Source organism: Rhizobium sp. CIAT894 (assembly GCF_000172795.2).
GTDB lineage: Bacteria > Pseudomonadota > Alphaproteobacteria > Rhizobiales > Rhizobiaceae > Rhizobium.
Window position 1 is genome coordinate 121,655 of sequence record NZ_CP020951.1, and the last position, 19,719, is coordinate 141,373.

Consider the following 19,719-nt stretch of genomic DNA (forward strand, 5'->3'; position numbering starts at 1 on the left):
GCAGTCTAGGTCTTCTCCTGCATCAGAAAGGCGAAGTTTAGACCGAAAGCAGGAATGACGTCCATGGCCCGAAATAGCAACGGTTCACACGAATGCCCGGGCCGTTTTTCGATTGTCCAATTTTTTCAAGCTGTTGAACAAGATCAGCTGGCGGCGATCAAAGCAAGATAACATGTTGCGTCACCATCGATTTTGAGTTCGGTTCCGGCCGCATCCGTCATCAGCAGTGCATCGCCTGATGCAAGCGTGCCGGTCTCGTCGCCCTGCCGGAACGACAGGGTGCCGCGGTGGCAGAGCAGCAGGCTTGTCGACGACGTCAGCGGCACGATCCTGCCGCCATCGATTTCGATGCGGACCAGCCTGTGGGCAAGCCCCGCGCGGCGGGTCATGACATTGAGATCGGTGATCGCGCCGTCCGGGAGTCTGGCCGCGACCGGGATATCGGCCGGGAAGGCCAGCGGATCGCTCTCCGCCGTCAGCAGCACCGGTGCCCTACCTTCGATGTCGAGCACCATGCCGTTGCCGTCGAGAATCGCCAGCGTGCGGTCGATGCCGGGAAAGATCGAGAACGGCCCGTCGGCTGCGACGGTCGCCATGCTGACGCGCCAGTCGAAGCCGGCAAGGCCGGCATCTTCAGGCAAAACGGCGATCTCCACCGTTTCGCCGCCGCCGTTTTTCCACGGCATGCGCTTGTGATCGCCGGCGCGCAGGATCCTCACCGGTCTCAGTTCCCGAGAATGCCGGGCAGGCGCAGGCCCTTGTCCCTCGCGCAGTCGAGGGCGATGTCGTAGCCGGCATCGGCGTGGCGCATGACGCCGGTCGCCGGGTCGTTCCAGAGCACCCGCTCGAGGCGCTTGGCCGCATCGTCGGTGCCATCGGCGCAGATGACGACGCCCGAATGCTGGGAGAAGCCCATGCCGACGCCGCCGCCATGATGCAGCGACACCCAGGTGGCGCCCGAGGCGGTATTGAGCAAAGCGTTCAGCAGCGGCCAGTCGGAGACGGCGTCCGAGCCGTCCTTCATGGCTTCCGTCTCGCGGTTCGGCGAGGCGACGGAGCCCGAGTCGAGGTGATCGCGGCCGATGACGATCGGAGCCGAAAGCTCGCCGTTCTTGACCATTTCATTGAAGGCCAGCGCCAGGCGGTGACGGTCGCCGAGACCGACCCAGCAGATACGCGCCGGCAGGCCCTGGAAGGCGATGCGCTCCCTGGCCATGTCGAGCCAGTTGTGCAGGTGGGTATTGCCAGGGGTCAGCTCCCGCACCTTGGCATCGGTCTTGTAGATATCCTCCGGGTCGCCTGACAGGGCGGCCCAGCGGAAGGGGCCGATGCCGCGGCAGAACAGCGGTCTTATATAGGCCGGTACGAAGCCGGGGAAGGCGAAGGCGTTTTCCAAGCCTTCTTCCTTGGCGACCTGGCGGATGTTGTTGCCGTAGTCGAGGGTCGGGATGCCGGCGTTCCAGAAAGCGATCATCGCTTCGACATGCTCGCGCATCGAGGCGCGTGCGGCTTTTTCCACCGCCTTCGGATCGCTCTCGCGCTTGGCCTTCCATTCGGCCATCGTCCAGCCCTTCGGCAGGTAGCCGTTGATCGGGTCATGCGCCGAGGTCTGGTCGGTGACCATGTCGGGGCGGATGCCGCGGCGGACCATTTCCGGCAGGATTTCGGCAGCATTGCCGAGCAGGCCGACGGATTTGGCTTCGCCCGCCTTGGTCCAGCGGTCGATCATTTCAAGCGCTTCGTCGAGCGTCTCGGCCTTGGCGTCGAGATAGCGGGTGCGCAGGCGGAAATCGATCGAGTCGGGATTGCATTCGACCGCGAGGCAGCAGGCGCCGGCCATGACGGCGGCGAGCGGCTGGGCGCCGCCCATGCCGCCGAGGCCGCCGGTCAGGATCCATTTGCCCTTGAGATTGCCGCCGTAGTGCTGGCGGCCGGCCTCGACGAAGGTCTCGTAGGTGCCCTGCACGATGCCCTGTGTGCCGATATAGATCCACGAGCCGGCCGTCATCTGGCCGTACATGGCAAGGCCCTTCTTATCCAGCTCGTTGAAATGATCCCAGGTCGCCCAATGCGGCACCAGGTTGGAATTGGCAATCAGCACCCGCGGCGCATCCTTATGGGTGCGGAAGACACCGACCGGCTTGCCGGATTGGACGAGCAGGGTTTCCTCTTCCGTCAGCGTCTTCAGTGTGGCGACGATACGGTCGAAATCTTCCCAGGTGCGGGCGGCACGGCCGATGCCGCCGTAAACGACGAGTTCGTTCGGATTTTCCGCGACATCGGGGTCGAGATTGTTCATCAGCATGCGCAGCGGCGCTTCGGTCATCCAGCTCTTGGCATTGAGCTCGTTGCCGCGGGGCGCGCGGATTTCGCGGATGTTATGGCGTGGATTGGTCATGACGGTTCCCCTGTTCTCAGGTTTCAATCTTCAGCGTTTCAGGCCCGGTGCGATCTGTTCGATGCGCACCAGAATGTCTTTGAGATGGATGCGAAGCCGGTCCGCCCTAGCGGTGTCATAGGCAAAGGGCGGCGTCTCGGTCTGCAGATGCGTCGATTGCGCGAGCTCCATCTGGATGGCGTGCACGCCGGTCTCGGGCCGGCCGTAATGGCGGGTCGTCCAGCCGCCCTTGAAGCGGCCGTTGAGCACGCTGTCGTAACCTTCGGCGGCCTCGACGACGGTGAGGGTCGCCTGCTCGATGGCGCCGTCGCAGGTCTTGCCCATATCGGTGCCGATATTGAAATCCGGCAATTTGCCTTCGAAGAGGAAGGGAATATGCGAGCGGATCGAGTGGCAATCGTAAAGGATCGCGACACCGTGTATTGCCCTGACCCGCTCGATCTCGGCGGCAAGGGCGGCGTGATAAGGCGCATGAAAATCCTTGAGCCGCGCCGCGATATCGGCCTCGTCAGGCGCCTGCCCATCCTTCCAGATCGCCTTGCCGTCGAAGTCGGTTTCCGGAACGAGGCCGGTGGTGTTCTGGCCGGGATAGAGGCTGACGCCGGCCGGATCGCGGTTGGCGTCGATCACATAGCGGTGGAAGGTGGCGCGCACCGTCGTGGCGTCGGACAGCAGCCCGTCATAGAGCTCGTGGATGTGCCAGTCGGTATCGGCGAGGATCCGGCCATTGTCGTTGAGGCGGTCGGCAATCGCCGGCGGCACGTCGGTGCCGGTGTGGGGGAAGGCGAGGATGACGGGGGAGGTGCCCCGACGGATTTCGAAGACGGGGGTGCTCATGGGCAAAGCCCTCCGGCGCTGGGGGCATTACCCCCCTCTGTCCTGCCGGACCCGGGGTCGAGCCGCGGGTCTCGACCCGTCCTTCGGACCCCCACAAGGGGGGAGATCGGCAAGTAGATGAGACCTCCCCAAACAATCGATGTTGGAGCGAGCGGGTCCGCCCAGCCGATCTCCCCACCTGTGGGGGAGATGCCCGGCAGGGCAGAGGGGGGTGCCAAGTGCACATTCATCACGATCAATCCTCCAAAACCGGCAGAATGCCCGAGGAAACCGAAGCATTCAGCGCCCCCGTCGCCACCAGTTCAGCCGCGGCGGCGAGGTCGTTTGCCATGTAGCGATCGATGTCGAGGCTCGGCACCTTGCTGCGGATCGCGGCGATCGCCTTGCCAAGCTCCGGGCTCGTCGACAGCGGCGCGCGCAGTTCGACGCCTTGGGCGGCGGTCAGCGCCTCGATGCCGATGATGGCAAACAGGTTTTCGGTCATGCCGAGCAGGCGGCGGGCGCCGTGGCAGGCCATCGAGACATGGTCTTCCTGGTTGGCCGAGGTCGGGGTCGAATCGACCGAGGCCGGATGCGACATCTGCTTATTCTCGGACATCAGCGCCGCCGAGGTGACCTCGGCGATCATCAGGCCGGAATTCAGGCCCGGCTTCTTGGCGAGGAAGGCCGGCAGGCCGTAGGAGAGGGTGGGATCGACCAGCAGCGCGATGCGGCGTTGCGAGATGGCGCCGATTTCGCAGACGGCGAGCGCGATCTGGTCGGCGGCAAAGGCGACGGGTTCGGCGTGGAAATTGCCGCCTGAGACGACGGAATTGTCCGAGAGCACCAGCGGATTATCGGTGACCGCGTTGGCTTCGATCTCCAGCGTGCGGGCGACCGAACGCAGGAGGTCGAGGCAGGCGCCGTCGACCTGCGGCTGGCAGCGGATGCAATAGGGATCCTGCACACGCTCGTCGCCCTCGATATGGCTCTGGCGAATGACGGAGCTTTCGAGCAGGCCGCGAAGCGCGGCTGCGGTATCGATCTGTCCCTTATGGCCGCGCAACGTGTGGATATCCGGATGGAAGGGCGCCGATGAACCCATGGCGGCATCGGTGGACATGGCGCCGGTGATCAGGGCCGCCTGGGCGGCGCGATGGGCGCGGAAGAGGCCGGCGAGCGCCAAGGCCGTGGAGGTCTGGGTGCCGTTGATCAGCGCCAGACCTTCCTTGGCGGCGAGCACGACCGGTTTCAGGCCGGCGCGTTCGAGGGCTTCGGCACCTGAGAGACGTTCACCGGCGAAGAAGGCTTCGGCTTCGCCCATCATCACCGCCGCCATATGAGCAAGCGGCGCAAGATCGCCGGAGGCGCCGACCGAGCCCTTTTCCGGGATCAGCGGGATGACCCCCCTATCGAGCATGCCTTCGATCAGCCGCACCAGTTCCAGCCGCACGCCGGAGGCGCCGCGGCCGAGCGAGACCAGCTTCAGCGCCATGATCAGCCGCACGATATTGTCGGGCAGCGGCGCGCCGACGCCGCAGCAATGCGACAGGATGAGATTGCGCTGCAGGGTGGCGACGTCGGCGCTGTCGATCTTGATCGAGGCGAGTTTGCCGAAACCGGTATTGATGCCATAGACCGGCGCGTTGCCGGCGGCGATCTCGGCGATGCGGGCGGCCGCCTTGTTTATGCCGGCATCGAAGGCGGGGTCGAGCCTTGCCGGCACACCCGTCCAATAGATGATTTCCAGATCCTTGAGCGAGACGGAGCCCGGGTGGAGCGTAATGGTCATCGACCGTTCCTTTCGCCCTTGAAGAGGCGCGCGTGAAGTGGGTTGAAGCCGATGCGGTAGACGAGCTCGGCGAGGCTCTCGATATTCCAGACGGCGAGATCGGCGGACTTGCCGGCTTCGAGCGTTCCGGTCTCGCCGATGAGGCCGAGTGCGCGGGCACCTTCGCGGGTAGCGCCGGCGATGCATTCCTCGACGGTGAGGCCGAACAGCGTCGCCGACATGTTCATGGTGAGCAGCATCGAGGTGAGCGGCGAGGTGCCAGGATTGCAATCGGTGGCGATCGCGATCGGAACGCCGGCCCGGCGCAGTGCCTCCACCGGCGGTTTCTGCTTTTCATGGATCGCGTAGAAGGCGCCGGGCAGGAGCACGGCGACGGTGCCGGCGGCGGCCATTGCCGCAACGCCTTCCTCGTCGAGATATTCGAGATGATCGGCGGAAAGGGCGCCATAGGCGGCCGCCAGCTTGGCGCCGCCGAGATTGGAGAGCTGCTCCGCATGCAGCTTGACCGGCAGGCCGAGCGTTTTGGCCTTGTCGAAGACGCGGGCGATCTCGGCCGTGGAAAAGGCGATGCCTTCGCAGAAGCCGTCGACGGCATCGGCAAGGCCGAGATTATACATGTCGTAGAGGCCGGGCAGCACGACATCGTCGAGATAGTCGCCGTTGCGGCCCTTATAGTCGATAGGCGTCGCATGCGCGCCGAGATAGCTGGTGGCGACGCGCACCGGCCTGACATGGCCGAGCAGGCGAGCGCTCTGCAGCATCTTCACTTCGCCGGCCCGGTTCAGCCCGTAACCGGACTTCACTTCGATCGTCGTGACGCCTTCGGCAAGCAGCGTATCGAGCCGCGGCAGCGCCTCGGCGACCAGTTCTTCGACCGACAGGGCATTGGTTGCCTTGACAGAGGAAACGATGCCGCCGCCGGCCCGCGCAATCTCTTCATAGGTGGCGCCGGCAAGGCGCATCTCGAATTCGCGGGCGCGGTTGCCGCCGTGAACGATATGGGTGTGGCAGTCGACGAGGCCGGGGGTGACCCAGCGGCCTTCGAGATCGACGATCTCGGACCGTTCAATGGCGGCCGCCGGCAGCTCCCTTTCGGCGCCGGCAAAGGCGATGCGGCCGTTTTCGATCAGAACGGCGCCCTTTTCGATGATGCCGAGCCCGCCTCTGTCAGACGCGAGCGTCGCCAGGCGCGCATTGCGCCACAGCGCCGGCCTGACGTCTGCAGATGGGGCTTCGTCTGAAAAATTGTTCCCGGTCATCAGCTTTGCGCCTTTCCTTATGCTGAAACATGTATATACATAATAAGCAGGTGACAAGAGAAATTTTGCGCGCTCTTCTGGAAAAGAAAGATCGGCGGCGCGGCAGAAGGGGAGAAAAGGCCATGACCATACTTCACGCGAGGACTGCGCTGACGCCGCAAGGCTGGCAGAAGGACGTGCGGCTGACGCTCGAAGCCGGGCGCATCGCCCGGGTCGAGGTGGGCGTTGCCGCCGCGTCCGGCGATGAGCGCCATGCCCTGATCGTCCCGGCCATGGGCAACCTGCACAGCCATGCCTTCCAGCGGGCGATGGCCGGTCTTGCCGAAGTGCGCGGCCCGGCAAACGACAGCTTCTGGAGCTGGCGCACGGTCATGTACAAATTCGCTTTGGCGATGACGCCGGAGCATGTCGAGGCGGTCGCGGCCAAGCTCTATGCGGAAATGCTGGAAGCGGGCTTTTCCCGCGTCGGCGAATTCCACTATCTCCATCACGACAGGGACGGCGGCGCTTACGCTAATATCGCCGAGCTTGCCGAACGCATCGGTGCCGCGAGCACACAGACCGGTATCGGCCTGACGCTGCTGCCGGTCTTCTATGCCCATTCCGGCTTCGGCGGCGCTCAGCCGATCGACGGCCAGCGGCGTTTCATCAATTCGCTCGAAAGCTTCGAAAGGCTGATGGAGGGATGCCGTGGAGTGACCGGCCGGCTCGACGGCGCCGAACTCGGACTGGCGCCGCACAGCCTGCGCGCTGCAACCCCGGAGGAACTGGCTAGGGTCGTGCCGTTGGCGGGCGACGGCCCCATCCATATCCATGTCGCCGAGCAGATGAAGGAGGTCGAGGACTGCGTCGCCTGGTCGGGTGCGCGGCCGGTGCAATGGCTGCTCGATCATATGCCGGTGGATGAGCGCTGGTGCCTGATCCATGCAACGCACATGACCGACGACGAGACGCGGCGGATGGCGAAGAGCGGGGCGATTGCCGGCCTCTGCCCGATCACCGAGGCCAATCTCGGCGACGGCGCCTTTGCCGCGCCGCTCTTCCTCGAAGAGGGCGGACGTTACGGTATCGGTTCGGACTCCAACGTGCTGATCTCGGTACCGGAGGAACTGCGCCAGCTCGAATATTCTCAGCGCCTGGCGCTGCGCGCCCGCAATGTCGTGGCCGCCCCCGGCGGTTCGACGGCGCTGTCGCTGTTCACCCACGCGCTTGCCGGTGGTGGTGCTGCGCTGAAAGCCCCGGCCGGTCTTGCAGAGGGCCATCACGCCGATCTCGTTTCGCTCGATGCTTCAGCCGTTCCCTATCTCTCGGGCGACCAGATCCTCGATCACTGGCTGTTTGCCGGCGGCATCTCCGTCGATTGCGTCTGGGCACGCGGCCGCAAGCGGGTGGAAGGCGGCCGCCATCGCGAGCGCGACGCCATCGACCGGCGTTTCCTCGCCGCGATGGGCGAATTGCTTGCGGCCTGAAAAAGAGCTTTCGCTGTCAAGCTATTCGAATTAGAGCGGGAAGACCAATCGGAACGTGGCGATGAACCAAAGCAGGGATATCACCTTGCACCAGCGCATCCTCGGCGAGATCGAGGGCCGTATCGTCTCGGGCGAATGGCCGCCGGGGCATCGTATTCCCTTCGAGGTCGATCTCGCCACGCAGTATGACTGCTCGCGGATGACGGTGAACAAGGTGCTGACCCAGCTCGCCAAGGCCGGCCTGATCGAGCGCCGCAAGAAATCCGGCAGCTTCGTCACCCAGCCGCAGGCGCAATCGGCCGTTCTCGAAATCCACGACATCAAGGCCGAGGTGCAGTCGCTGAACCTGCCCTATTCCTACGCCGTTTCCAAGAAGGCGAGCCGCAAGGCCAGGGCGGAAGACAGAAGCCGGCTGGAACTGCCGGTGGCGTCCTCGGTCGTCGAGGTGGTCTGCATCCACAATGCCGGGGCGCGGCCCTTCTGCCTGGAGGAGCGGCTGATCAGCCTTGAAACCGTGCCTGAGGCCGCCGATGCCGATTTTCTGACGGTGGCGCCGGGACCGTGGCTGCTCAATCAGGTGCCGTGGAGCACGGCCGAACACCGGATCCATGCCGTTTCCGCCAATGCCGAACTGGCCGCGGCCCTCGACATTGCGCGCAACACCGCCTGCCTTGTGGTCGAACGCCGTACCTGGAGCGGCGCCGGCCCGGTGACCCATGTGCGCTTCACCTATCCCGGCGACCGCCACGCGCTGGTGGCGCGTTTCACGCCGGCATCGCAATAATGGCCATGTTCCATATACAACATGGCCACTGGTTTCATTCCTCGAACATCTTGCCGCTGCGCGCTTCGAGCCGGTAGCGATAGCCGGGATAGACGAGGCGGGCGGTGGACACCACCTGTTTCGCCGACCACGTGCGGCGGCGGATCGTCAGGCACGGTTCGGTCTTCAGAATGGTCAGCAGCTTGCATTCCCAGGCCTGCGGCATCGCCGCCTCGACGACGTGTTCCGAGCCGCTGAGCGGGGCGGCGGCCGTCAGATAGGCGTTCGGCGTCAGGGTGGTGAAATCCTGGTCGAGATATTCGGGCGCGGCCTCCGGATGGACAAAACGGTCCTCGATCTGCACCGGAACGCCGTTTTCGCTATGCACGATCAGCGAGTGGAAGACCGCCGCGCCGATTTCCAGTTCGAGCGCGTCGGCGATCTCGGGAGAGGCGGTTTCCCGGGCGAGCACGACGACGGACGCCTCATGGACATGGCCGCGTTCGGCGATTTCCTCGGCGATGTTGCGCACCTCGAACAGCGCCGAATAGCCCTTGCGCTCGGCGACGAAGGAGCCGACGCCCTGGATGCGGACGAGTTCGCCTTCATTGGCAAGTTCGCGCAGCGCCCGGTTGGCGGTCATCTTGCTGACGCCGAGTTCGACGACCAGTTCGTTTTCCGACGGCACGCGGTATTTCGGCGGCCATTCGCCGCTGTGGATGCGGTCGAGGATCACCTGCTTGACGCCGGCGTAAAGCGGCGTGCTATCATTTTCCGCCAGCTCACGCTTCATCTCCCCGGAACGCTTCATTGCCTATTCCTTTTGCACGAATGGAATTCGCCGCATAAACCGACTTTCCTCTTGCATATCACAAAATATCTCATATGGTACCATATACAACCCCCCAATCGGTCCTGGACGCAAAAATAGGATGGAAAGGGCAAGCCGGCGAAGATCGGCGTGGTGCCGCAAGGTCTGTTTCAACTCCAGAGGAGAATTCATCAATGAAATTCAGCACAATCCTGTTTTGCGGCGTCGCCGCTCTTTCCGCCTTCGCGGCACCCGCATTCGCCAAGGACTGGACGAAGGCGACCATAACGCTCGAAGGCGCCTATGCGCCGTGGAACCTCACCAATGCCGACGGTACACTCGGCGGCTTCGAGCCGGAGCTTGCCAAGGTGCTGTGCGAACGCGCCAAGATCGAATGCACGCTCGTTGCCTCCGATTGGGACGGCATGATCCCGGCGCTCAACGCCGGCAAGTTCGATGTCATCATGGATGCGCTGTCCATCACCGACGAGCGCAAGCAGGTGATCGGCTTCACCATTCCCTATGCCGCCACCCCTGCCGCCTTCGCCACCGCCAAGGACAGCCCGCTGGCCAAGGCCGCCGGCACCGGCGCCACGATCAAGATGACGCCCGGCCAGACCGGCGTGAAGGAAATCGATGCCCTGAAGGCAGCCTTCAAGGGCAAGACAATCGGCATCCAGGCCGCGACCGTCTACGCCAAGTTCGTCTATGACAATTTCGGCGACATTGCCGAGATCCGCGAATACAAGACCGGCGCTGACCGCGACCTCGACCTGCAGAACGGCCGCATCGACCTCGGCTTCGACGATGCCGTCTATTTCGCCAACGCATTCAAGTCCGCCAACGATACGCTTGATTTCACCGGTCCGGAGATCGTCGGCTCGATCTGGGGCGAGGGCGAGGGCCTCGGCATCCGCCAGGCCGATACGGATCTGCGCGACAAGTTCAACGAGGCGATCAAGTCGGCGCTCGCCGACGGCACCGTCAAGAGCCTCTCGATGAAGTGGTTCAAGGTCGACGTCAGCCCGCAGCAATAAGCGGTTCGGCCGCAAACGCCTGCCTCCGGCTTTATGGCCGGAGACAGCATGTTATTGTCAATCCACAAAACACTGCCGCGGACGGGGAACGGACGATATGGCAAGTTTGGAACTGCTTGGCTTCGGCTCGACCGGATGGGGCGCGCTGCTCATTCTCGCCACCTTGATGACGCTCGCCGTCACGGCGACGGCGCTGGCGATCGGCGCGGTGCTCGGCGCAATCGTCGCGGCGGCAAAACTCTCCGGCAACCCTTTCCTCGCCGCCTTCGGCAATATCTATACGACCGTGTTTCGCGGCGTGCCGGAACTGCTGATCATCTATCTCATCTATTTCGGCGGCTCCTCGGCCGTCACCTCGATCGGCAAGGCGATGGGTTATGAGGGCTTCCTCGGGCTGCCTTCCTTTGCCGCCGGCGCGCTTGCGGTCGGCATCATTTCCGGCTCCTATCAGGCGGAGGTGTTCCGCGGCGCTTTCCTCGCCATCTCCAAGGGCGAACTCGAGGCGGCCTCGGCGATCGGCATGCATCGCGGCCTGCGCTTTCGCCGCATCATCATGCCGCAAGTGCTGCGGCTGGCCATTCCCGGCCTCGGCAATGTCTGGCAGCTCAGCCTCAAGGATTCGGCGCTGATCTCCGTGACCGGCCTTGCCGAACTGATGCGCACCAGCCAGGTGGCGGCAGGCTCGACCCGGCAGTATTTCCTGTTCTTCATCGCCGGCGGCTGCCTCTATCTGATCCTGACCAGCCTTTCCGACCGCATCTTCAACGGCGCCGAACGCCGCGCCAACCGCAGCATGCCGGCATCGGCCATGGGCCAGGCGTAAGGAGGCGACGATGGATTTCACCTTTCTCGCTTCGACCATGGTGACGCTGCTGAAGGCGGTGCCGACGACGCTGATCCTGTTTTCGCTGTCGATCTTCTTCGGCGGTCTGCTCGCCCTCGTCATCGTCTCGATGCGGGTCAGCGGCAACAGAGTGCTTTCGGGTTTCGCCAAGGGCTATATCTTCGTCTTCCGCGGCTCGCCGCTGCTGATCCAGATGTTCCTGGTGTTCTACGGCCTCGGCCAGTTCGGCGTCATCCGCTATTCCTTCCTCTGGCCGTTCCTGCGTGAGCCGATGGTCTGCGCCATCCTGTCGCTGGCGCTCTGCACCGCCGGTTACACGGCGGAGATCTTTCGCGGCGGCATCCGCGCCGTGTCGCCGAAGGAGATCGAGGCGGCGCGCTCGATCGGCATGTCCGGCTTCCTGCTGGTGCGCCGCATCCTGGCGCCGATCGCTTTCCGCCACGCCCTGCCGGCCTATTCCACCGAGATCGTGCTGATGATGAAGTCGACGGCGCTCGCAAGCCTCGTCACCGTGTGGGAGGTCACCGGTGTCGCCCAGCGGCTGATCTCGCAGACCTACCGCACGATGGAGGTCTTCCTCTGCGCGGCGATCATCTATCTCGTGCTCAACTTCATCATCCTGCAGGGCATGGCCCTGCTCGAATATTCGCTGTCCCGACACCGCCGCGCGGCCCCGCAGCCGCTGAAGGCATAGGTAGTTCTTGAACCGATTGGAGCAATCATGCCAGGCGTTACCCGACTTTCGGTCCGCAATATCCGCAAGAGCTTCGGCACGCACGAGGTCCTGCGCGGCATTTCCCTCGATGCCGAGGACGGCGATGTGATCTCGCTGCTCGGCGCCTCCGGCTCCGGCAAATCGACGTTCCTGCGCTGCATCAACATGCTGGAAACCGCCAGCGACGGCGAGATCTGGGTCGACGGCGAGCATATTGAAATGGTTCACAAGAACGGCAAGACAAAGCCGGCCAGCCAGAAGCAGGTGGATCATATCCGCTCCGAGCTCGGCATGGTGTTCCAGTCCTTCAATCTCTGGTCCCATATGACGATCCTGCAGAACGTCATCGAAGGTCCCGTTCACGTGCTGAAGCGGCCGCGCGCCGATTGCATCGCCGAGGCCGAGGCGCTGCTCGAAAAGGTCGGCATCGCAGACAAGCGCCATGCCTATCCCGCCCATCTCTCCGGCGGCCAGCAGCAGCGCGCCGCAATCGCCCGCGCGCTGGCGATGAAGCCGAAGGTCATGCTCTTCGACGAGCCGACCTCGGCGCTCGATCCGGAGCTCGTCGGCGAAGTGCTGCGCGTCATGCGCGCGCTTGCCGAGGAAGGCATGACCATGCTCGTCGTCACCCATGAGATGAGCTTTGCCCGCAACGTCTCGAACCGCGTCGTCTTCATGCGCGAGGGGCTGATCGAAAGCAGCGGCAAGCCGGACGAGATGTTCACGACAGGCGCGACCCCCGCCTTCCGCCAGTTCATCGGCCATTTCGGAAGCGGCCAATGACGATCACGATCGATCAAGTGCTGACCTGGCGCGACGTCGCGCGCGTCGGGGCAGGGGAAGCGCTTGCGCTGTCGCCGGCCGCCTGGGAGCGGGTCGAGCAGGCAAGCCGCATCGTCGCCAGCATCGTCGAAACAGGCGTGCGCGCCTATGGCGTCAACACCGGCGTCGGGGCGCTCGCCGATACCGTGGTCGATCGCGCCTCGCAGAGCCTGTTGTCGCGCAGCATCGTGCTGAGCCACGCCTGCGGCGTCGGCCCGTTACTCGATGCCCGCGCGGTGCGCGCCATCATCGCCGCTCAGATCGCCAATTTCGCCCATGGCCATTCCGGTGTGCGGCGTGAGATCGTCCAGCATCTCACAGCCTTGCTGGAGCATGATTGCATTCCCGACGTGCCGTCGAAAGGCTCGGCCGGTTATCTCACCCACAATGCCCATACGGCGCTCGTGCTGATCGGCGAAGGCAGCGCCACGTTGGGCGGCCAACGCCTGAGCGGCCGCCAAGCGCTTGTCGCGATCGGCCTCGAACCGCTGGTGCTCGGCGCCAAGGAGGGGTTGAGTCTCGTCAACGGTACGGCCTGCGCCACCGGTTTGACCGCCACCGCACTTTTGCGCGCCGAACGGCTGCTCGACTGGGCCGATGCGGTCGCGGCGCTGACGCTGGAAGCGGCGGGCTGCCAGATCGCCGCCTTCGACGCGGCGGTGCTGAAGCTGCGCCCATCCGCCGGCATCGAAAAGGTCGGAGCGACGCTGCGCGCCCGCCTCCAGGGCAGCGGCCTTGTCGCCGCCGCCTTCGGCCGGCGTACCCAGGACGCGCTCAGCCTTCGCTCCGTGCCGCATGCCCATGGCGCTGCCCGCGATGTTTTCGACAATTCCGCCCGCATCGCCGATCAGGAACTTGCTTCGGTGACGGACAATCCGGCTGTGTCAGGCACGCCGGAGCAGCCGATCGTCTCCTCCGAGGCGCATGCTGTGGCCCCGGCGCTCGGGCAGGCGGCCGATAGCCTCGCCATTGCGCTGGCACAGATCGGCGCGATCAGCGAACGGCGCATGGACCGGCTGGTCAATCCGCTGGTCAGCGGCCTGCCGCCGTTTCTGGCGAGCGATGCCGGCAGCCATTCCGGCTTCATGATCGCGCAATATACCGCAGCGGCGCTCAGCAACGAGAACCGCCGCCTTGCCGCGCCCGCGGCCATGGATGGCGGCCTGACCTCCGGCCTGCAGGAGGATTTCCTCGCCCATCCGACAGCCGCCGCCGGCAAGCTGCTCGCGGTCATCGACAATGCCGAATATATCATGGCGATCGAGCTGATGGCTGCCGCCCAAGCGCATGATTTCCTGGCGGCGACGGCGCCGCGGGCGGCGGGCACGGATCTTGTCTATCAGGTCGTGCGGGAGCGTGTCTCCCATTATGGCGACGAGCGGCCGCTCAACGGCGATATCGAGGCCGTGCGCAGCCTGATCCGCGAGACTGCCCCGCCGCCGATGGATTGAATCGGGCAGGCCGTCAGAACGGCTTGCTTGTTTCGGAATCCTGCTTCGGTCTTCCGCCGGCTTCGAGGCGTTTGAGGCATTGGGCGTACGTGGGATAGAGCTGGTCCACCCGCGAGAGCGGCAGCGTCCAGTCGCCTTCGTCGCCGGCAAAGGTCAGTTGCACGTCGGGGGTTCCTGAAAAGGAATTCTTTATGATCTTCTTCAGCCCGCCGCTTCCCTTGCTCGCAGGCGGCCAGAGGCGAAGCGTGGTCTTGTCGAAGAATTCGGCGGCAACGATTTTCGTCAGATTGCGATCGGTCAGCGTCACCTCGGTCGTGGTGCCGGCCGGAATGTCCCAGGTGTTCTTTGCCACCAGCCAGAAGGTTTCGGTGGCGCTCTGGCGGAATTCCACGGTCTTGCCGATCTCGCTGTCCCACAGCAGCCGGCAATAAGGAGGGCTCTCGTTCGCATAGCCGACTGACCATTGTCTTGCGTCGCCCATCCATTCGGTCTCGCCAAGGGCTGCGACCGGCTGCAGCACGGCTGCCATCAGAACCATCGCGGTCAGAATTTTCATCGCCGAAACCATCTCCAGGACAATCGCTCCAGCCATAACAAAAGAAGGTTGAGCTTTTGCTACCGAACCGCCGGAATGGGCGGCGGATGCCTTTATGAAGACGCCTCAAATGTCGCAAGGTCTTGAATTTGCGGCTCACCTTGCCGATCTGGCGGGGAAGGACATGATCAGACGGGAGTTCGACGCGAGGTATGAGCGAGGTTCAACGACGCGGATTTTGGGCGAGACTCGGCGCATATGAGCCGCTGACATTGATCACCATGGCATCAATCGCCGGCGGGCTGTTCGTGCTGCAGCGGCTGACGAGCGAGGTGCTCGAAGGTGAGACGTTCCGTTTCGACGAAACGATCCTCCTGGCGTTGCGACGGCCGGGTGAGCTTGGCGTGCCGATCGGCCCCGGCTGGCTGACGCATGCCGTCGGCGACATCACCAGTCTCGGTGGCATCACCGTTCTCTCGCTGATGACCGTTCTCGTCACAGTCTATCTCCTGCTTGAGCGGCGCTGGCCGATCGCGATCTTCGTCTTTTCCTCGGTACTGACCGGCTGGTTGGCAAGCACACTGCTGAAGATTCTCGTCGCCAGGCCGCGTCCAGACGTCGTCCCGCATCTCGTCGAGGTCAGCGATCTCAGCTTTCCCTCTGGCCACGCCATGGTCTCGGCAGTGACTTATCTGACGCTGGGGGCACTGCTGGCGCGCACGCAGCGTTATCGGTCGACGCGAATTTTCGTCATGTTCGCCGGCGTTTTCCTGGCCGTCATCATCGGCCTGAGCCGGATCTATCTCGGCGTCCACTACCCGACGGATGTCTTCGCCGGATGGTGTGCCGGTGCGCTCTGGGCGCTCGGCTGCTGGCTGATCTCGAAACGCTTCATTCCAAGCCGAGCCCCCGATGATGCCGCTGAAGCCGGAAATGGCGACAGGCTGTAGCGCTTCCACATTCTGTGCAACTGGCGGGCGATCTCGTTAAATCATGACGGCGTTGAAGGTTATGTGGCCGGTTTCTCCGGCCTTGGCATGAGGTCTTACGACAATTTCAACGTCCTGGTTGAAAGCTGTCAGGAAGCTCATGAGGCGTTCAACGGAGTATTCCCGGAAATGCCCCCGGAAGAGGCGGGACACTTCCGGTTGAGTGATCCCCATAAGGGCTCCGGCCTTCGCCTGGTTGAGTTTGCGCTCTTTGACGAGGCGGTGCAGGGCCGCCACAATCTGCGCTTTCAAGAAGTGGTTTTCGGCGTCCGGTAGCCCCAGCTCCGCAAAGATGTTGGGGTGGCCGGCATGAACCTCGACATGTTCGGTTTTCATCGCTTGCGCTCCTCATTTTGTTTGGCTGCATAATGGGCTTCCGCGTCGCGGAAACGGTGCTTGATCAGCTCGATATCGCTCTGAGGGGTTCTGATGCCGCGCTTGGACTTCTTCTTGAAGCAGTGCAGCACATAAACGGCTCTATCAAAACGGACGGTATAAACGGCGCGGTAGGTATCGCTGTCATGGTCTTCGACCAGCTCCACTATACCATTGCCGAGTCCCTTGAGCATCTTTGCCGATGGAGGGTGTTGCCCCGTCTGTGCCAGAAACAGCTCAAAGCCAAAAGCTTCCTGCACTTTGGGCGGAAACTCCGCATAATCTTTGCGGCTCGACGCTATCCAAAGGAGCGGTCGGGTAGGGCGGGGCAGATTTTCCATCTGTCGCAATTATGAGTAAAGACTCATAATTTGTCAAGCTGGCATTCCCTGGCAGGACAGTAAGCGTGGGAGCTCTGTCGCCTCTTCGACACCGCTTTCATTTAAGGAAAACCAACTCGGAAATTTTTCTTTGTTTTCCGCCAAGCGGCTCAATGTTGTGGCGCCGCATGCCTGCGGCGCCACAAAAGACCGCTTAAGTGCGCGGCTTCAGGTTTTCGGGGTCGTAGATCGGCTTGTAGCCGACGCCGACAACCTCCACCGGATAGGTCTCGGCAAAATACTCGATATTGAGTTTGCGTCCGACCTGGCAATGCGACCAGGGCAGATAGGCCAGAGCAATGTTCTTGCCGACCGTCGGGCCGTAGGCGATCGAGGTCGTGTAGGACCGGCGGCCAAGCTCGTCGACCAGGACTTCTCCCGTGGCGGGATCGACAACCGGCAGGTTGCCGAGGGGATAACGCTTGACGCCCGATTTGTCGGTATTCTCGGTCACCACAAGCGTGCAGAGCATGGCGGGCTGGTGTTCGCGCGCCTTGTATTCCAGATGCTTTTCCTTGCCGCGGAAATCGGCTTCCTTGACCTTCGGACGGGCGAGATCGGCTTCGATCAGGTTGTACTGGGTCAGGAGGTCGGCGTTCTGCAGGCGCAGGCTCTTTTCCATGCGGCGCGAGTTTGCATAGGTCTCGACGCCGAAGGCCATCACACCGGTCGAGCGCAGCGCATCCCAGACGGCGAGGCCGTCTTCGTACTTCATGTGCAGTTCCCAGCCTTGCTCGCCGACATAGGAGATGCGGAAAGCGGTGACTGATTTGCCTGATATTTCGATCGGCTTGATCGCCGCAAAGGCGAAGTTTTCCTGATCGAGCCCGGCCGGATCGGCCACGACCTTCTTCAGCGTGTCGCGCGCGTTCGGCCCCCAGATGCCGATCGTCACGAATTTTTCCGAGACGTCGGTGACGGTCACGTCAAGGCCGCGGTCTTGGGCGACGCGCTTCATATAGTGCAGGTCGCGCGGGCCGGCATCGGCGCCGTTGACGAGGCGGCAGCGGTCGGCCATGCGGAAGACGGTGAAGTCGGCGCGCACCATGCCCTCGTCGTCGAGGAAGTGGGTGTAAACGCCCTTGCCGATGTTGGCATCGCCGCCGACCTTGGCGGCGCACAGCCATTCCATCAGCTCGACATGGTCGGGCCCTTCGATATCGACCATGTGGAAGTGGCTGAGATTGACGATACCGCAATCCTCGCTCATCGCCAGATGCTCGGCATTCGAGACGCGCCAGAAATGGCGGCTGTCCCATTCGTTCTCGCGCACCGGAACGCGGTCGGCGTATTTCTCCAGAAGGTGCTCGTTGGCGGCGTAGCCGTGCGCACGCTCCCAGCCGCCAAGCTCCATGAAGTAGCCGCCGAGTTCCTTTTCGCGCTCGTAGAACGGCGAGCGCTTGACGTTGCGGCCGGAGGCATAGGGTTCGCGGGTGTGAACGGCCGGGAAATAGATCTTCTGGGCAGCTTCGAAGCAGCGGCCCTCGATGAATTCTTCCGTCAGCTGATGCGGATAGAAGCGGGCATAATCGATGCTGTTGTGATCGATTTCGGTCCGGCCGTCGGTCATCCAGTCGGCGATCAGCTTGCCGTAGCCCGGGCCGTCCTTGACCCAGATGGCGACGCAATACCAGAGACCCCTGACCTTCTGGCTCTCGCCGCAGGATGCGCCGCCGCCGGCGGAAACCTGCAGCAGGCCGTTGAAGGAGTGACCTTCGTTATAACCGAGTTCGCCGAGGATCGGCGTCAGTTCCATGGCGCGCTCGAGCGGTTCGATGATCTGTTCCATCTCGAGGTCGCGCTGCGAGGGCGAAAGGCGCGCTTCGTGTTTTTCGAGAAGATCGCGCGGATGGCACATGCGCGGATTGGTGGCTTCGTAATAGCCCCACTCGATCTGGCCGCCCTCGGTCGTCGACGGGTCGCCGGTATCGCGCATATAGGCGGAGTTGCCCTGGTCGCGCAGCAGCGGGAAGCCGATCTCCTTGCCGGTGCCTTCGAACTCATTATAGGGACCGAAGAAGGTGAGCGGGTGGTCGACCGGCATGACAGGCAGGTCTTCGCCGACCATTTCCGCGATCAGTCGGCCCCAGAGGCCGGCGCAGACGATGACATGGTCGGCCATGATGGTGCCGCGATGGGTGACGACGCCCTTGATGCGGCCGCCTTCGACGATCAGCGATTTTGCCGGCGTGTTGCCGAAGACCTGCAGCTTGCCGGCCTTTTCGGCGGCATCGACCAGCTTGCCGGCAACGGTCTGCGAGCGCGGAATGACGAGGCCGGCATCCGGATCGAAAAGGCCGCCCATCACCTGATCTTCCTCGATCAGCGGGAACTTCTCCTTGATCTCGGCAGGGCTGACATAATGGGCGCGGGTGCCGAAGGCGCGGGCCGAGGAAAGCTTGCGCTTGATTTCCTCCATCCAGGCATCGTCGCCGGTGCGCGCCACTTCGAGACCGCCGATGCGGGCGTAATGGCCCATCTTCTCGTAGAAATCGATCGAATATTGCGTGGTCCAGACCGAGAGGTAGTCGTGGCTCGTGGTGTAACAGAAGTCCGAGGCATGGGCTGTCGAGCCGATATCGGTCGGTATGCCCGACTTGTCGATACCGACAATATCGTCCCATCCGCGCTCGACGAGATGATGCGCGATGGAGGCGCCGACGATGCCGCCGAGGCCGATGATGACGACCTTTGCCTTTTCCGGAAATGCTGCCACGTGCTGTTCCTTTTACTTATCGACGAATTAAAGATGCCTGGCCGCGCGTGACTTCCGCTATGCGCGTCAGATGCAGCGCCATGTCAGCCTCGTAAGGGTTTGTCACATTTGCCGAAGCTGCGGAACCCCTAGACCTCTCAGCATGGAAGCTGCGAAGAGGCTATTATGCATAAGGCTCACAATCGTCATTGGTCCTACGCCGTCGAGTAACGGCGTAATTGCGTCAGCCCGGATCGAACGGCCAGGCGCTGATCGGCGACGACGGCATGGACAAACCGCTCGCGCCTGTGCGCTCGCACGGCCGGGTTCACGGCGCAGAAATCGCCTTGAGCCGGTCGATGTCCGCCAGCACGATCTCTTCCGAAACAGGCTCGCGATTGTGCAGGCGGAACCATTCGGCTGCTTCGCGCACACGATCTCCGTGCGGCGCCGGATAGGCGCCAAGGCCGAGGACCCATTCGCGCACGGTTTCGCGTTCCATCCGCCCGGCCCGGTATCGGTCGCAGACGGTTTTCGCCGAGGCGATGAGATCGTTGATGCTTTTCAC

General features: G+C 63.4%; 19 protein-coding genes. 8 read left to right on the top strand and 11 right to left on the bottom strand.

Features of this window, described 5'->3' with window-relative positions:
* Positions 1-143: 143 nt before the first annotated feature.
* The 5 genes from RHEC894_RS26885 to hutI all read right to left on the bottom strand — a co-directional run bounded on the left by RHEC894_RS26885 (position 144) and on the right by hutI (position 6,265).
* Complete coding sequence (locus RHEC894_RS26885; RefSeq protein ID WP_010069435.1) at positions 144-719, bottom strand: HutD family protein; 576 nt, start codon at positions 717-719, stop codon at positions 144-146.
* Between the two features lie 5 nt (positions 720-724).
* Positions 725-2,398, bottom strand: a complete 1,674-nt coding sequence (hutU, locus tag RHEC894_RS26890) for a urocanate hydratase (RefSeq protein WP_085739784.1) — start codon at positions 2,396-2,398, stop codon at positions 725-727.
* A gap of 30 nt (positions 2,399-2,428) precedes the next feature.
* Positions 2,429-3,235 (bottom strand): N-formylglutamate deformylase, encoded by an 807-nt coding sequence (gene hutG / locus RHEC894_RS26895; RefSeq protein WP_085739785.1) that lies wholly within the window; start codon positions 3,233-3,235, stop codon positions 2,429-2,431.
* A gap of 235 nt (positions 3,236-3,470) precedes the next feature.
* Entirely contained in the window at positions 3,471-5,006 is a 1,536-nt protein-coding gene (gene hutH, locus RHEC894_RS26905; protein WP_085739786.1) for a histidine ammonia-lyase, read from the bottom strand.
* A complete protein-coding gene (gene hutI, locus RHEC894_RS26910) occupies positions 5,003-6,265 on the bottom strand; it encodes an imidazolonepropionase (protein ID WP_085739787.1) in 1,263 nt (420 codons plus the stop codon). Before hutI ends, hutH (RHEC894_RS26905) begins: the two co-directional genes overlap by 4 nt.
* Before the next feature lie 122 nt (positions 6,266-6,387).
* Here hutI and RHEC894_RS26915 point away from each other — a divergent pair, with 122 nt between their 5' ends.
* Together RHEC894_RS26915 and hutC (RHEC894_RS26920) are read left to right on the top strand one after the other, a co-directional pair.
* Complete coding sequence (locus RHEC894_RS26915; RefSeq protein ID WP_085739788.1) at positions 6,388-7,734, top strand: formimidoylglutamate deiminase; 1,347 nt, start codon at positions 6,388-6,390, stop codon at positions 7,732-7,734.
* Between the two features lie 61 nt (positions 7,735-7,795).
* Complete coding sequence (gene hutC, locus RHEC894_RS26920) at positions 7,796-8,518, top strand: histidine utilization repressor (protein WP_085739789.1); 723 nt, start codon at positions 7,796-7,798, stop codon at positions 8,516-8,518.
* A 34-nt stretch (positions 8,519-8,552) separates the two neighbouring features.
* Here hutC (RHEC894_RS26920) and hutC (RHEC894_RS26925) read toward each other — a convergent pair whose 3' ends face one another.
* The gene (gene hutC, locus RHEC894_RS26925) at positions 8,553-9,308 is read right to left on the bottom strand and encodes a histidine utilization repressor (protein WP_085739790.1); all 756 of its coding nucleotides are present in this window, start codon (positions 9,306-9,308) and stop codon (positions 8,553-8,555) included.
* A gap of 194 nt (positions 9,309-9,502) precedes the next feature.
* Here hutC (RHEC894_RS26925) and RHEC894_RS26930 point away from each other — a divergent pair, with 194 nt between their 5' ends.
* From RHEC894_RS26930 to hutH (RHEC894_RS26950), 5 genes are all read left to right on the top strand, one after another.
* Entirely contained in the window at positions 9,503-10,345 is an 843-nt protein-coding gene (locus tag RHEC894_RS26930) for a transporter substrate-binding domain-containing protein (RefSeq protein WP_085739791.1), read from the top strand.
* A gap of 97 nt (positions 10,346-10,442) precedes the next feature.
* Positions 10,443-11,168 carry an ABC transporter permease subunit gene (locus tag RHEC894_RS26935; protein WP_085739792.1) on the top strand — a complete coding sequence of 242 codons (726 nt, stop codon included), beginning with the start codon at positions 10,443-10,445 and terminating at the stop codon, positions 11,166-11,168.
* Between the two features lie 10 nt (positions 11,169-11,178).
* Positions 11,179-11,883 carry an ABC transporter permease subunit gene (locus RHEC894_RS26940; protein WP_085739793.1) on the top strand — a complete coding sequence of 235 codons (705 nt, stop codon included), beginning with the start codon at positions 11,179-11,181 and terminating at the stop codon, positions 11,881-11,883.
* Positions 11,884-11,910: 27 nt separating this feature from the next.
* Positions 11,911-12,687, top strand: a complete 777-nt coding sequence (locus RHEC894_RS26945; RefSeq protein ID WP_085739794.1) for an ATP-binding cassette domain-containing protein — start codon at positions 11,911-11,913, stop codon at positions 12,685-12,687.
* Positions 12,684-14,177: a histidine ammonia-lyase gene (gene hutH / locus RHEC894_RS26950; protein ID WP_085739795.1), complete on the top strand. Its 1,494-nt coding sequence runs from the start codon at positions 12,684-12,686 to the stop codon at positions 14,175-14,177. Before RHEC894_RS26945 ends, hutH (RHEC894_RS26950) begins: the two co-directional genes overlap by 4 nt.
* Positions 14,178-14,190: 13 nt before the next feature.
* Here the strand turns inward: hutH (RHEC894_RS26950) and RHEC894_RS26955 are convergent, their stop codons facing one another.
* The gene (locus tag RHEC894_RS26955; protein ID WP_085740126.1) at positions 14,191-14,733 is read right to left on the bottom strand and encodes a hypothetical protein; all 543 of its coding nucleotides are present in this window, start codon (positions 14,731-14,733) and stop codon (positions 14,191-14,193) included.
* 191 nt (positions 14,734-14,924) lie between these two features.
* Between RHEC894_RS26955 and RHEC894_RS26960 the strand changes: the two genes are divergently transcribed.
* On the top strand, positions 14,925-15,662 hold the full coding sequence (locus RHEC894_RS26960) for a phosphatase PAP2 family protein (protein ID WP_085739796.1): 738 nt from the start codon (positions 14,925-14,927) through the stop codon (positions 15,660-15,662).
* Positions 15,663-15,698: 36 nt separating this feature from the next.
* Here the strand turns inward: RHEC894_RS26960 and RHEC894_RS26965 are convergent, their stop codons facing one another.
* From RHEC894_RS26965 to RHEC894_RS26980, 4 genes are all read right to left on the bottom strand, one after another.
* Positions 15,699-16,037, bottom strand: coding sequence for a helix-turn-helix transcriptional regulator (locus tag RHEC894_RS26965; RefSeq protein ID WP_085739797.1), 339 nt, complete (start codon positions 16,035-16,037; stop codon positions 15,699-15,701).
* Positions 16,034-16,417 (bottom strand): type II toxin-antitoxin system RelE/ParE family toxin, encoded by a 384-nt coding sequence (locus RHEC894_RS26970; protein ID WP_085739798.1) that lies wholly within the window; start codon positions 16,415-16,417, stop codon positions 16,034-16,036. The genes RHEC894_RS26965 and RHEC894_RS26970 overlap by 4 nt, the downstream gene beginning before the upstream one ends.
* A 193-nt stretch (positions 16,418-16,610) precedes the next feature.
* Positions 16,611-19,172: an FAD-dependent oxidoreductase gene (locus RHEC894_RS26975; protein ID WP_085739799.1), complete on the bottom strand. Its 2,562-nt coding sequence runs from the start codon at positions 19,170-19,172 to the stop codon at positions 16,611-16,613.
* A 307-nt stretch (positions 19,173-19,479) separates the two neighbouring features.
* Positions 19,480-19,719, bottom strand: coding sequence for a hypothetical protein (locus RHEC894_RS26980; protein ID WP_085739800.1), 240 nt, complete (start codon positions 19,717-19,719; stop codon positions 19,480-19,482).

Excerpts from the sequence above, each read along its gene's own strand:
- RHEC894_RS26955 (WP_085740126.1), bottom strand. The coding sequence starts at position 14,733 with ATGAAAATTCTGACCGCGATGGTTCTGATGGCAGCCGTGCTGCAGCCG.
- hutH (WP_085739795.1), top strand. The coding sequence starts at position 12,684 with ATGACGATCACGATCGATCAAGTGCTGACCTGGCGCGACGTCGCGCGC.
- hutC (WP_085739790.1), bottom strand. The coding sequence starts at position 9,308 with ATGAAGCGTTCCGGGGAGATGAAGCGTGAGCTGGCGGAAAATGATAGC.
- RHEC894_RS26960 (WP_085739796.1), top strand. The coding sequence starts at position 14,925 with ATGAGCGAGGTTCAACGACGCGGATTTTGGGCGAGACTCGGCGCATAT.
- RHEC894_RS26935 (WP_085739792.1), top strand. The coding sequence starts at position 10,443 with ATGGCAAGTTTGGAACTGCTTGGCTTCGGCTCGACCGGATGGGGCGCG.
- hutU (WP_085739784.1), bottom strand. The coding sequence starts at position 2,398 with ATGACCAATCCACGCCATAACATCCGCGAAATCCGCGCGCCCCGCGGC.
- RHEC894_RS26970 (WP_085739798.1), bottom strand. The coding sequence starts at position 16,417 with ATGGAAAATCTGCCCCGCCCTACCCGACCGCTCCTTTGGATAGCGTCG.
- hutH (WP_085739786.1), bottom strand. The coding sequence starts at position 5,006 with ATGACCATTACGCTCCACCCGGGCTCCGTCTCGCTCAAGGATCTGGAA.
- hutI (WP_085739787.1), bottom strand. The coding sequence starts at position 6,265 with ATGACCGGGAACAATTTTTCAGACGAAGCCCCATCTGCAGACGTCAGG.
- RHEC894_RS26915 (WP_085739788.1), top strand. The coding sequence starts at position 6,388 with ATGACCATACTTCACGCGAGGACTGCGCTGACGCCGCAAGGCTGGCAG.
- hutG (WP_085739785.1), bottom strand. The coding sequence starts at position 3,235 with ATGAGCACCCCCGTCTTCGAAATCCGTCGGGGCACCTCCCCCGTCATC.
- RHEC894_RS26940 (WP_085739793.1), top strand. The coding sequence starts at position 11,179 with ATGGATTTCACCTTTCTCGCTTCGACCATGGTGACGCTGCTGAAGGCG.
- RHEC894_RS26965 (WP_085739797.1), bottom strand. The coding sequence starts at position 16,037 with ATGAAAACCGAACATGTCGAGGTTCATGCCGGCCACCCCAACATCTTT.
- hutC (WP_085739789.1), top strand. The coding sequence starts at position 7,796 with ATGAACCAAAGCAGGGATATCACCTTGCACCAGCGCATCCTCGGCGAG.
- RHEC894_RS26945 (WP_085739794.1), top strand. The coding sequence starts at position 11,911 with ATGCCAGGCGTTACCCGACTTTCGGTCCGCAATATCCGCAAGAGCTTC.
- RHEC894_RS26930 (WP_085739791.1), top strand. The coding sequence starts at position 9,503 with ATGAAATTCAGCACAATCCTGTTTTGCGGCGTCGCCGCTCTTTCCGCC.